10 protein-coding genes are annotated in these 12359 nt (G+C 43.8%); 4 read left to right on the forward strand and 6 right to left on the reverse strand.

The features are described from left to right. The first annotated feature begins 7 nt into the window (after positions 1-7). From VRUMOI_RS10365 to emrD, 3 genes are all read left to right on the forward strand, one after another. A complete protein-coding gene (locus VRUMOI_RS10365) occupies positions 8-2413 on the forward strand; it encodes a GH36-type glycosyl hydrolase domain-containing protein (RefSeq protein ID WP_089138477.1) in 2406 nt (801 codons plus the stop codon). A 181-nt stretch (positions 2414-2594) separates the two neighbouring features. Then, the gene (locus VRUMOI_RS10370) at positions 2595-4007 is read left to right on the forward strand and encodes a phosphoglucomutase/phosphomannomutase family protein (RefSeq protein ID WP_089138476.1); all 1413 of its coding nucleotides are present in this window, start codon (positions 2595-2597) and stop codon (positions 4005-4007) included. A gap of 335 nt (positions 4008-4342) precedes the next feature. After that, positions 4343-5548, forward strand: a complete 1206-nt coding sequence (emrD, locus tag VRUMOI_RS10375) for a multidrug efflux MFS transporter EmrD (protein ID WP_089138475.1) — start codon at positions 4343-4345, stop codon at positions 5546-5548. An 82-nt stretch (positions 5549-5630) separates the two neighbouring features. Here the strand turns inward: emrD and VRUMOI_RS10380 are convergent, their stop codons facing one another. Then, positions 5631-5969, reverse strand: coding sequence for a HopJ type III effector protein (locus VRUMOI_RS10380; protein WP_089138474.1), 339 nt, complete (start codon positions 5967-5969; stop codon positions 5631-5633). Positions 5970-6111: 142 nt separating this feature from the next. Between VRUMOI_RS10380 and VRUMOI_RS10385 the strand changes: the two genes are divergently transcribed. After that, a complete protein-coding gene (locus VRUMOI_RS10385; protein WP_089138473.1) occupies positions 6112-6678 on the forward strand; it encodes a DJ-1/PfpI family protein in 567 nt (188 codons plus the stop codon). 85 nt (positions 6679-6763) lie between these two features. On the opposite strand, the gene VRUMOI_RS10390 is transcribed toward VRUMOI_RS10385, so the two are convergent. From VRUMOI_RS10390 to glnK, 5 genes are all read right to left on the reverse strand, one after another. Further along, positions 6764-7846, reverse strand: a complete 1083-nt coding sequence (locus VRUMOI_RS10390; protein WP_089138472.1) for an ABC transporter ATP-binding protein — start codon at positions 7844-7846, stop codon at positions 6764-6766. Next, complete coding sequence (locus VRUMOI_RS10395; RefSeq protein WP_089138471.1) at positions 7847-9490, reverse strand: ABC transporter permease; 1644 nt, start codon at positions 9488-9490, stop codon at positions 7847-7849. Positions 9491-9562: 72 nt separating this feature from the next. Next, positions 9563-10576 (reverse strand): Fe(3+) ABC transporter substrate-binding protein, encoded by a 1014-nt coding sequence (locus VRUMOI_RS10400; RefSeq protein WP_089138470.1) that lies wholly within the window; start codon positions 10574-10576, stop codon positions 9563-9565. 182 nt (positions 10577-10758) lie between these two features. After that, complete coding sequence (locus tag VRUMOI_RS10405) at positions 10759-11976, reverse strand: ammonium transporter (RefSeq protein ID WP_089138469.1); 1218 nt, start codon at positions 11974-11976, stop codon at positions 10759-10761. Positions 11977-12003: 27 nt separating this feature from the next. Next, positions 12004-12342 (reverse strand): P-II family nitrogen regulator, encoded by a 339-nt coding sequence (gene glnK, locus VRUMOI_RS10410; protein ID WP_027696300.1) that lies wholly within the window; start codon positions 12340-12342, stop codon positions 12004-12006. Between the last annotated feature and the right edge of the window lie 17 nt (positions 12343-12359).

The following is a 12359-nucleotide window of genomic DNA, read 5'->3' on the forward strand; positions in this document are numbered from 1 at the left end:
TTACATCATGAAATACGGCTTTTTCGATAACGACAATCGTGAATATGTCATCACACGCCCTGACGTACCGGCGCCATGGACTAATTACCTAGGCACAGAGAAATTCTGTACCGTGATTTCTCATAATGCAGGTGGCTACTCGTTCTACAACTCTCCAGAATATAACCGAGTGACTAAATTCCGCCCAAATGCCAGCTTTGATCGCCCTGGACACTACGTGTATTTACGTGATGATGAAACTGGCGATTACTGGTCTATTTCATGGCAACCCGTGGCAAAAAGCTTAGATGAAGCGAGCTACGAAGTTCGCCACGGTTTGTCGTATTCTAAATTTAAATGTGAATACAACGGCATCAGCGCGACCAAAACCCTGTTCGTTCCTAAAGGAGAAGATGCGGAGGTATGGGATGTGGTGATCAAAAACACCTCTGACAAACCACGTACCATCAGTGCGTTTTCTTTTGTTGAGTTCTCATTTAGCCATATCCAATCAGATAATCAGAACCATCAAATGTCGTTGTATTCCGCAGGTACCACTTATCATGAAGGCGTGATCGAATACGATCTTTATTACAACACCAATGACTTTGAAGGCTTCTACTACTTAGCGTCAACGTTTGATCCTGACTCTTATGATGGTCAACGTGATAGCTTCCTAGGTTTATACCGTGACGAAGCCAACCCAATTGCCGTGGAGCAAGGCCGATGCTCGAATTCGGCACAAACTTGTTATAACCATTGTGGTTCGCTGCATAAACAATTTGTGATCCAACCGGGTAAAGAAGTACGTTTTGCTTTCATTCTTGGCATTGGTAAAGGCAATGGCGACAAACTGCGTACTAAATACCAAGACTTAGCCAACGTGGATGCTGCATTCGCAGGTATTAAAGCCCATTGGGATGAACGTTGCAGCAAATTTCAAGTGAAGTCACCAAACCAAGGTCTTGATACCATGATCAATGCTTGGACACTCTACCAAGCCGAAACTTGTGTGGTGTGGTCACGCTTTGCTTCTTTCATTGAAGTTGGCGGTCGAACCGGTCTTGGTTACCGTGATACTGCGCAAGATGCGATTTCAGTGCCTCACTCTAATCCTGCAATGACTCGTAAACGCTTAGTCGATCTACTACGCGGCCAAGTGAAAGCTGGTTACGGTCTGCACTTATTTGATCCTGACTGGTTTGATCCTGAAAAAGCCGACGTCAAACCATCAAAATCACCAACCGTCGTTCCGACGCCAAGTGATGAAGATAAGATCCACGGCATTGAAGACACCTGTTCAGACGATCACTTATGGCTTGTTCCTACCATCTGTAAATATGTGATGGAGACCGGTGAAGAATCCTTCTTTGATGAGCAAATTCCTTACGCCGATGGCGGAAATGCTTCTGTATATGATCACATGAAAGCGGCGCTCGATTTCTCCGCTGAATACGTGGGTAATACCGGTATTTGTAAAGGGCTACGCGCTGACTGGAACGATTGTTTAAATCTAGGTGGTGGTGAATCATCAATGGTGTCTTTCTTACACTACTGGGCGCTACAAGAATTTATCGATCTCGCCAAATACCTTGGCAAAATGGAAGATGTCAACAAATACACCACCATGGCGGAAGGCGTACGCCAGGCTTGCGAAACTCACTTATGGGATGACGAAGGCGGTTGGTATATCCGCGGCCTAACCAAAGATGGCGACAAGATCGGTACTGCGCAGCAAACTGAAGGTAAGATCCACCTAGAATCAAATACTTTAGCGGTATTATCTGGCGCCGTTTCACAAGAGCGTGGCGAACGTGCCATGGACTCAGTCGATGAACACCTGTATTCACCATACGGCTTGCACTTAAATTCACCGTCCTTCTCTACACCAAACGATGACATTGGTTTTGTCACTCGCGTTTATCAAGGGGTAAAAGAAAACGGCGCGATCTTCTCGCATCCAAACCCTTGGGCATGGGTAGCCGAAGCGAAACTGGGCCGTGGTGATAAAGCCATGAAATTCTACGATGCGCTTAACCCATACAACCAAAATGACATGATTGAAAAACGCATCGCGGAACCTTACTCCTACGTGCAATTTATCATGGGTCGCGATCATCAAGATCACGGACGTGCCAACCATCCATGGTTAACCGGTACTTCGGGTTGGGCTTATTTCGCAGTGACCAACTTTATCCTTGGCGTACGTCTAGGCTTTGATGGTTTAAATATTGATCCTTGTATTCCAACTAACTGGCCAGGCTTTGAAGTCACACGTCAATGGCGCGATGCCACTTTTAATATCAAAGTGGAAAATCCATCAGGCGTCAGTAAAGGCGTCAAATCCATCACGCTCAATGGCGCAACCATTGAAGGCGCGATTCCAGCTCAAGCAGCAGGTAGTGTTAATGATGTTGTAGTGGTGATGGGGTAAAAGTCCCTAGGTCTCGGGTCTCGGGTCTCGGGTCTCGGGTCTCGGGTCTCGGGTCTCGGGTCTCGGGTCTCGGGTCTCGGGTCTCGAAGAAAGCTTAAAAATATTCCGAATTTCAAAGCAACAATTTCGAGTCACAAGTAACGAGCATTCGTTTTTTCGGCTCTTTTAAAAGGATATCAATATGATCAAATTTGGAACCGGCGGTTGGCGCGCCTTTATTGGTGAAGAGTTCACCCAGGCCAACGTGCGACTGGTTGCTCAGGCTGTTGCCAATATCATGCAAAAGGAAAACGTGCTCAATAATGGCTTCGTGATTGGCTATGACCGCCGTTTTTTATCTGATAAAGCAGCCGTTTGGTTTGCCGAAGTATTGGCCGCAAATGGGATAACGGTTAGCTTTATTAATCGCTTTGTCCCAACACCTATTGTCATGTTTCAAAGCAACAAAATGGGGTGCACTTATTCTGCTTGTATTACCGCTTCGCATAACCCAGCCGATTACAACGGCATCAAGGTGTTTATCGAAGGTGGGCGGGATGCCGATGAAGTGATCACCCAAAAGATCGAAGCGCAAATTGCAGAATTGCAAGATAACGATGTTCAGCGTATCGACTTTGAAGACGCATTGTCATCCGGCCAAGTAGTAATCATCAACCCAATGAATGACTTTGTCGACTCAGTGATCAACTTCATTGATATTGAAGCAATCAAAAAAGCCAACTTACGCGTACTGATCGATCCTATGTTTGGCGTCGCAAAAAACGCCCTACAAACCGTATTGATCAATGGCCGTTGTGATGTTGACGTGATCAACGATGGTGAAAACCCATCTTTTGGTGGCTTAATGCCCTCACCGAGTGCCGCGACACTCTACCGCCTAAAACACCTAGTCGCTGCCGAAGGTTACGACATCGGCATTGGTACTGATGGCGATGCTGATCGTTTAGGTATTATTGATGAAAAAGGTAACTTCATTCACCCCAACGAAGTATTGATGTTGCTGTACTACTACTTGCTCGAATACAAAGGTTGGAAAGGCTCTGTGGTGCGCAATATTGCTACCACTCATCTATTGGATAAGATCGCGGCCGATCACGGTGAAAAAAGCTTTGAAGTGCCTGTCGGATTTAAGCACATCAGCAGCCAAATGGAAGCCGATGATTCATTGATTGGCGGTGAAAGTTCAGGTGGTTTAACCATTCGTGGTCATATCAAAGGTAAAGATGGCGTATTTGCCTCTAGCCTGCTGGTAGAACTCATCAGTGTCACCGGCAAAAAGTTGTCAGAAATGCTTGATGAAATCTACGCTCGTTATGGTTATGCCTATACCGCAGAAGGAGACTGCACTTTTAAACCAGCACAAAAAGAAGTGCTGTACAACAAAATCTATGTTGAAAAACAACTACCTGAATTTGAATATGAAGTTGAAAAAGTCAGCTATGAAGATGGCGCAAAAGTGTACTTCAAAAACGGTGGTTGGGTGATTACCCGCTTCTCAGGAACAGAGCCTTTACTGCGTATTTTCTCAGAAATGGAAGATAAAGAAACCGCGGAAAGTGTCGTCGCTCAAATGAAAGCGTTTTTGGCGTTATAGGTATTCGGTTACTAGGTACGAGTTCCTAGTCCCTAGATTTGGAAGAGATCGTGGTGAAAGCTGCGATCTCTTTTTTTCGTTTCTCGACTTTCGGGCGCTGCGCTGCTCGTCACTCGAAAAAGATGAAAAGCCCAAAGCACTTATGAGAGATTAGTAAGCGAGGCGACCTAGCCTTGGCTACCATTAAAAAAACTAATCCATCACATTGATTTTCTTCTTGTGAATTTACTCACATTCTTATTGCTGAAGAGACCATTAAGTTCTAATATCCACGCCAAATTCAGGGTCAATTATTCGCCCATTTTCCTTACTTAAATTTATCGTGGAGAAGATGCATGTCTGCGCCTTTTAGTTTACTTAAACTAACCTTCTTAATCGCTATCTTGGCGGCAGTGGGCCAAATGACGCAAACCATGTATGTACCATCAATGGGTTACATGGCACATGAATTTCATGTCTCTGCAGCGTCGATGCAAGCGGTCATGGCGTGTTATTTGATCCCTTATGGCTTATCACAATTTATCTATGGGCCATTATCGGATCGCTTAGGCCGTCGACCAATTATTTTAGCTGGTTTAATCATCTACGTTGCCGGCTCTATTTTGGCGTTATTTTCTCATAACTTTCATTTATTCTTAGTGGCCAGTTTTATCCAAGGTATGGGCATTGGTTGTGGCGGTGCCATGGCTCGAACATTAAGTCGCGATTGCTTTTCCGGTCCAGAGCTACATAAAGTGAATAGCTTGATCAGCATGTGCCTTATGTTTTCACCATTAATGGCTCCATTATTAGGTGGCTACTTAACGGAAGTGTTTAATTGGCGTAGCAGCTACTTATTTCTCGCGCTATTTAGTATTGGCGTCACCATTATCATGTTCACTCACATGACAGAAACGCTACCTAAAGAAGCGCGTCGTTATGATTCTGTCACGACCAGTTACCGCTATGTGATGGGCAATCGTCAGTTTCAGGGCTACTTATTATGCTTAGTGGCGACGTTTGCCGGTGTGGCATTATTTGAAGCCGCGGCGGGTGTACTGCTCGGCGGTAAGCTAAAACTGCCAGCCACCACGGTTAGCTTGTTATTTATTGTGCCTATCCCTGGTTACTTGCTAGGCGCGGCAATGTCGAGCTGGATTGCAACGCGTCACTCAGAGAAACGAGCGCTTAACTTCGGGTTGGTCGCCATTGCGATTGGTTCTTTGGTGATCTTTATTCCTGGTGTATTTGGCTATACGAACGCGGTAAGTTTAGTCGGTGGCGCAACCATCTATTTCTTAGGGGCTGGCGTACTATTTCCAGCAGCGACGACCGGTGCGATTTCACCTTTCCCGCAACACGCAGGAACGGCAGGTGCATTATTAGGCGGTATTCAAAACTTTGGCGCCGGTATGGCAACATTACTGGCTGCAATGATGCCAGCACAAAATCAACTTCCACTTGGTGCATTGATGCTTGCCATGTCATTACTGGCTGTAATGGGCTTACACAGAGTCAATAAAACTCCACTTCCGCCAGATGCGTTGGGTAGCACACTGTAATCCCCAAAGCTAGATAAAAAGCCGCGTAAGAATCATTCCTTACGCGGCTTTATTTTGAGCTGTCTTTTTGCTAATTGTTGAATTAATTCAGCGCCGGAGAGGAGAACTTAATTCCATCCCAACCATATTGAATAAAGTTACGTATATTCTGATGATCATCATTTTCTGGATGCTCTAATACATCCTGACGATAAAATTTACCGAAACAAGCTAAGGTTTGTGCTTGCGTTAGATTATGCATTTGGGCAAACGCAAAGATCTTACAAGACCCATTATTTTCTCCTGCCTTATTATGCACTTGTCCATTAATAAAATCGGTTGGTGTAAAAGTATAGCTAGCATCGATAGCGGCGATGGTTTGCTCAAATTCAACCGATAATGGCTCTGTCGTCACTTGATGCAAAAATTCCGTTAGTTCCATTGGCGTCTCCTTATATTTAGTCCCAGTTTATGTGACTTCATCCTGATTGCCAACCTTCAACCTTGCCGCAATAAATTCATCCAAGCTATAAAAACTCGCACTAGACTTAATAAATGAAGAACCACTCATAAAGGACAAATGTATGGCTAAAATACTGATTATTGCTGGCGATTTTGTAGAAGATTATGAACTCATGGTGCCTTTTCAAGCACTGTTAATGCTTGGGCACGATGTCAAAGTGGTTTGCCCAGACAAGCAATCCGGCGACACCATAAAGACCGCTATTCATGATTTTGAAGGGGACCAAACCTACACTGAAAAGCCGGGGCACCTATTCGCTCTTAACTATGATTTCTCGCATGCTCGCGGAGAGGATTTTGACGCCTTGCTTATCCCAGGTGGACGAGCACCTGAATATTTAAGGCTTAATGATAAAGTGATCGCCTTAGTTCAACATTTTGCCCAAGCCAACAAGCCGATTGCAGCGGTTTGTCATGGGGCACAGCTACTAGCGGCGGCAAAAGTTATTGATGGAAAACGAATTTCAGCTTACCCCGCTTGCGCGCCAGAAGTGCTGCTTGCCGGAGCCAGTTATGCTGAAATTGAAGTAACCGAGGCTATTACTGACGGGCTCTTTGTCACCGCGCCAGCTTGGCCTGCCCATCCAGCATGGCTAGCACAATTCAATCAATTACTCAGCGACATTTAACACAACTAAGCTTCACTCGCCTTAATAAAAAATAAATAAGCAGCCTAAAGTAACGGTTAGCGCTGCTTAAATCCCCCTTAACTAGTTAAAAAATTAAGGCACCATTGCAATCAACATCAACAGAAACTTTTTGACCGACTTCCAGTAAATGATGAGATTGGCCCAATAAATGGACCCCCTGAACATCCACAACATAACGGCAGTGATCCCCCATAAATTGTTGTTCAAGAACAGGAATGTCACCATCATCATCTTGCTGAAGAAAAATCTGCTGTGGTCTTAATAAAATTTCACAAGCTTTTCCTACTGCTATGGAGTCAGTGCTCACTATCTGCATTTCACCAAGCACAGTATCAAATCGATTTGGCGCGAGCTTTTGAGCAGGCAAATAACAGCCACCACCAAGGAAGTTCGCGACAAACTTACTCGAGGGTTGATAATACAATTGAGCAGCACTCCCAAATTGCTCGATAACCCCATTATTCATGACCGCCATTTTATCCGCAAAAGCGAAAGCCTCTTCACGCGAGTGAGTCACAAATATTGCGGTCACGCCTTGCTTCTTGAAGATACGTCGAATATCGCGGATCAATTCATGACGCACTTGCGTATCGATATTAGAAAAAGGCTCATCCAGCAATAATAAATCCGGTTGACATGCCAAGGAGCGAGCAATCGCCACTCGTTGTTGCTGACCACCAGAAAGCTGATGAGGGTATCTTTCTGCAAGACCAGTTAGATGAACCAGTTGTAGCATATTTTCAATTATCGCCTTTTGTTGCGATTGGCTTTTATCGGTCAAACCAAACGCCACATTTTCAGCCACCGTAAGATGAGGAAATAAGGCATAGTCTTGAAAAATAAGCCCGATATTACGTTCTTCCGGTGGTAGCCAGTACTTACCATCATCAATCACTTTATCATTCAGAATCATCTCACCTGATGATAAGGGTAATAAGCCGGCTATCGCTTTCAATAGCGTAGTTTTACCACACCCACTCGCCCCTAATAAGCAGACAATTTCACCTTGCTTTACTTTCAAGTTAAGCTTTTCTAATACTGCCGGAATAGCTTGATTAGAAGGAGAGTTCGATGAATAACGACACGTTAAGTTATCAATCGTCAAAGCCGTAGTGGCGACATCCAAAGGTTGAGAAGATATTGTCATTTAATGTACCTTTTCTAGTGAACGATTGACTAAAATAAGAGGAATGAGTCCAACTAAGACGAGTAATATTGCAGGTAAAGCAGCCAGCTCTAATTGCTGATCGGAGACGTAGTTATACACATAAGTCGCTAATGTTTCGAAATTGAATGGCCTCAATAAAATCGAAGCATTCAACTCTTTCATGGATTCAATAAAAACCAATAACCCTGCAATCAATGCCCCTCTCATCACTAAAGGAATATGCACACGTTTAAGCATTTGGGTGGTATTGCACCCCATTGTACGAGCCGCCATATCTAAATTGGGAGACACTTTAGCTAGACCACTTTCTACACTCCCAATTGCCACGGCAGCAAATCGAACCGTTAATGCAAAAATCAGAGCAAACATAGTGCCAGAAAAAATAAGTCCTGGTCTTCCCCACTCCATCAGTTTAGCAAGATCATTTACGCTATGATCTAATGTTAATACCGCCACCATAATCCCAATCGCTAACACCGTCCCCGGAACCGCATAACCCAGTGAAGATAAACGCATAGGGAAACTGCTTGAAGTTATCGTTCGATCATCTCCTTGAGCCATTAATCGTTGATAGAAATTCACTAATAAAGCAATCACTACGCAGACCACAGCTACACTAAACGAAACCTTTAGGCTATTGAGGGAATATTCATGAAATTCCAACGTCCAACTACGGTCAAAATAACGACAAGCATAATTAACTAATTGCATAATCGGTAAAACAAAACCTGCCAGAACCAGCCCCCAACACCATATCAGCGCAAAGAGTTTTTTCCAGCCTCGCAAACAATAACGATTATCTTCATGACTAGAAAACTGTGCTTGGAAGTGCTTTTGTTTACGGCGACTATAACGCTCCGCACTGAGTAGTAGGACAACGACCAACAACATGATCGCTGAAATTTTCGCGGCGGCAGTCAGGTTTGAATAACCAAGCCAAGTATCGTACACCGCCGTAGTTAAGGTACTGACAGCAAAGTAGCTCACTGTACCGAAATCCCCCAAGGTTTCCATCGCCACCAAAGAAAGCCCTACTGCAATTGCCGGTCTAGCTAAAGGCAAAGAAACTCTCACAAAACTTTGCCAAGGTGTACATTTTAATAATCTCGCGGATTGTAATAGCGAACTACTTTGTTCCATAAAAGCGGAGCGAGCAAGAAGATAGACGTAAGGGTATAGCACTAAAGCGAGAATAGTCATGGCGCCAGGTAAAGTACGCAAATCTGGAAACCAATACTGTTGTGGCGTCAAATCCAAAGTATTTCTTAACCAAATCTGAATGGGGCCAGCAAAGTCAAACCAATCGGTATAAATGTAGCCGACGATATACCCCGGCATCGCCAATGGTAGAACTAAAGCCCATTGCAACACTTTCTCCCCTGGAAGTCGGCACATTGCCATCAACCAGGCACTTGGCAACCCAAAAACCAACGAAAGGAACATCGTTCCTACTACCAATAAAAATGTATTCCATGTATAGGTAGGTAGAACCGTCGAAAATAAGTGACGAAATAACTCATCACTCTCACCGATAGCGGTATAAAAGATCGCGAGGATCGGCAACACCAGCAAAGCAGCAACACTCCAACTGGCAACTTTCCATGATGAATTATTTTCTTTCATTACGACGACTACATACTCAAACGGAAAAAGGGAAGCCGAGGCCTCCCTAGTAATTAATAAGTAAAGTGGGGATTATAAATCGAACTTAACTTCATCAAGTAACTTAACGGCCGCTTCATGATGAGAGGCAATGTCATCAAGTGATAGCGTATCCGCTTTATATTCGCCCCATGAAGCAACTAATTCAGAAGGCTCAACCCCCGCTTTTACCGGTGATTCAAAATTATCTTTCGCATACATTTGCTGTGCAACATCACCCGATAAAAACTCCATAAGCTTGAGTGCATTCTCTTTATTTGGTGCATATTTTGCCATCGCCATGCCACTGATATTTACGTGAGTGCCAAAAGCTTCCTGACCAGGGAAATTAATGTATACCGCTTCCGCCCAAGCTTTTTGATCTTTATCATTCAGCATTTTACCGAAATAATAACTATTACCTAATGAGTAATCGCATAAACCTTCTTTAATCGCCTGAACTTGACCACGATCGCTGCCTTGGGGTTTACGAGCAAGATTAGACTTAACACCTTCTAACCATTGTTTCGTTTCTACTTCACCGTGATGAGCAATCATCGCTGACACTAAAGAAACATTATAAGGGTGCTTACCTGGGCGAGTACAAATTTTGCCTTTATACTCCGGTTTCGCTAAATCCATATAATCAAAAGATGCAGGCAATTTACCCACACGGTCTTTTGATGAGTACACCACTCGCGCTCGTGTCGTCACGCCAAACCATTCGCCTTCTTTATCTCGATATTGTGCTGGGATATTCTCGTTGATCACATCACTATTAACCGCTTGAACAACCTCTTTATCACTTAACTCAGCTAAACGGCTAATATCAACCGTCAGCACTACATCTGCAGGGCTGTATTCGCCTTCTTGTACTAATTTTTCTGCTAGTCCATCTTTAGCAAACTTCACATTCACTTTAATCCCAGTCTCTTGAGTAAACTCTTTCAACATAGGTTCAACAAGAAATGGTTGACGATACGAGTACACATTGACTTCTTCAGAAGACATCGCCATCGGTGCAAAAGTGGTCGCGGCCACAACAGAGGCAAGTAATAGCTTTTTCATTAAACTCATCCTTAATATGAATATAAATGATAACAATTATCAATGCGCTTTATTATATGGCGACTTGGTTTTAACTCAACTACTGCCACCTCACAAATAACAAAAAACCCCACTCAAATGAGCAGGGCTTTGTAACAAATTATGACCAGATAGCGAAAATACGACTATCAACTGTTCTATAATTATTTCGTTGAGGTAAATTCAGGATAAGCCGCAACACCACAATCGTGCATATCAACACCATCCATTTCTTCTTCTTCGGTCACACGGATACCCATCGTTGCTTTTAAGATTCCCCATACCACAAGGCTTGCAACGAATACCCAAGCAAAGATAACCACAGCACCGTAGATTTGTGCACCAAAGCTCGCATCTGCGTTACTCATAGGTACCATCAACAAGCCAAATACACCACATACACCGTGTACTGAAATGGCACCAACTGGATCATCAATCTTCACCTTATCAAAGAATAAAATGCTAAAGATAACCAACACACCTGCAATGGCACCAATCACTAACGACATAATCGGTGATGGTGATGCTGGGTCCGCAGTAATCGCGACTAAACCGGCTAATGCACCATTGAGGATCATAGTGAGATCCGCTTTACCCCAAATCAGTTTCACAGTAATGAGAGCTGCGACAGCACCCGCTGCAGCTGCAGCGTTAGTGTTTAAGTATACTTGGCCAATAGCTGTTGCATCTGCTGCTGAAGATAATGCTAATTGAGAACCACCATTAAAACCAAACCAACCAAACCAAAGGATAAAGGTACCTAACGTTGCTAATGGCATGTTTGAACCTTGAATTGGATGTACTTCGCCATTTTTACCATATTTACCTTTACGAGCACCAAGTAATACGACACCGGCTAACGCAGCTGCTGCACCCGCTAAGTGAACAATACCAGAGCCCGCAAAATCACTGAAACCAGCCGCTGATAAGAAACCACCGCCCCATGTCCAGTAACCTTCAATTGGATAAATAAAGCCAGTAAGCACAACGCTAAAGATCAAGAAAGTAGACAGCTTCATACGCTCTGCAACCGCACCTGAAACTACCGACATTGCCGTTGCAACAAACACAACTTGGAAGAAGAAGTCTGACGCTAAAGAGTGTGATGCATCATCCGCTTGCGTGCCAATTAAGCCACCAAATGATGGGAATACACCACCTTCGGCATTGCCTACGTACATAATGTTATAACCGACCAATAAGAACATGGTGCAAGCAATACCGAACAGTACGAAGTTTTTGGTTAAGATTTCTGTGGTATTTTTTGAGCGAACTAAACCCGCTTCTAACATAGCAAAACCCGCAGCCATCCACATAACTAGTGCACCAGATATCAGTAAGAAAAAGGTATCTAACGCGTATTTAATTTCTGTCATTTCCATATTGTAATTCTCCAGTCCCTTTATTACTTAAAGTGCTTCATCGTCCATTTCGCCAGTACGGATACGAACCGCTTGTTGAAGGTCAAATACAAAAATTTTGCCATCACCGATTTTTCCGGTTTGCGCCGCTTTCATAATTGCTTCAATCACACGATCCACATTGTCACTTTGCGTGGCAATTTCCACTTTCACTTTAGGTAGGAAATCAACTTGGTATTCAGCGCCACGATACAACTCCGTGTGACCTTTTTGACGTCCAAAACCTTTTACTTCCGATACCGTCATACCTTCAATACCCACATCAGCTAGCGCTTCGCGGACATCATCTAATTTAAACGGTTTGATTATTGCACTAATTAATTTCATCGCATTCCCTCGTCATG

The sequence above is a fragment of the Vibrio rumoiensis genome (genome assembly GCF_002218045.2).
Lineage (GTDB): Bacteria > Pseudomonadota > Gammaproteobacteria > Enterobacterales > Vibrionaceae > Vibrio > Vibrio rumoiensis.

What these genes read in the sequence shown, in the direction of transcription:
- glnK (WP_027696300.1), bottom strand. Translation starts at nt 12,342, where the DNA reads ATGAAATTAATTAGTGCAATAATCAAACCGTTTAAATTAGATGATGTC.
- VRUMOI_RS10380 (WP_089138474.1), bottom strand. Translation starts at nt 5,969, where the DNA reads ATGGAACTAACGGAATTTTTGCATCAAGTGACGACAGAGCCATTATCG.
- VRUMOI_RS10405 (WP_089138469.1), bottom strand. Translation starts at nt 11,976, where the DNA reads ATGGAAATGACAGAAATTAAATACGCGTTAGATACCTTTTTCTTACTG.
- emrD (WP_089138475.1), top strand. Translation starts at nt 4,343, where the DNA reads ATGTCTGCGCCTTTTAGTTTACTTAAACTAACCTTCTTAATCGCTATC.
- VRUMOI_RS10400 (WP_089138470.1), bottom strand. Translation starts at nt 10,576, where the DNA reads ATGAAAAAGCTATTACTTGCCTCTGTTGTGGCCGCGACCACTTTTGCA.
- VRUMOI_RS10370 (WP_089138476.1), top strand. Translation starts at nt 2,595, where the DNA reads ATGATCAAATTTGGAACCGGCGGTTGGCGCGCCTTTATTGGTGAAGAG.
- VRUMOI_RS10395 (WP_089138471.1), bottom strand. Translation starts at nt 9,490, where the DNA reads ATGAAAGAAAATAATTCATCATGGAAAGTTGCCAGTTGGAGTGTTGCT.
- VRUMOI_RS10365 (WP_089138477.1), top strand. Translation starts at nt 8, where the DNA reads ATGAAATACGGCTTTTTCGATAACGACAATCGTGAATATGTCATCACA.
- VRUMOI_RS10390 (WP_089138472.1), bottom strand. Translation starts at nt 7,846, where the DNA reads ATGACAATATCTTCTCAACCTTTGGATGTCGCCACTACGGCTTTGACG.
- VRUMOI_RS10385 (WP_089138473.1), top strand. Translation starts at nt 6,112, where the DNA reads ATGGCTAAAATACTGATTATTGCTGGCGATTTTGTAGAAGATTATGAA.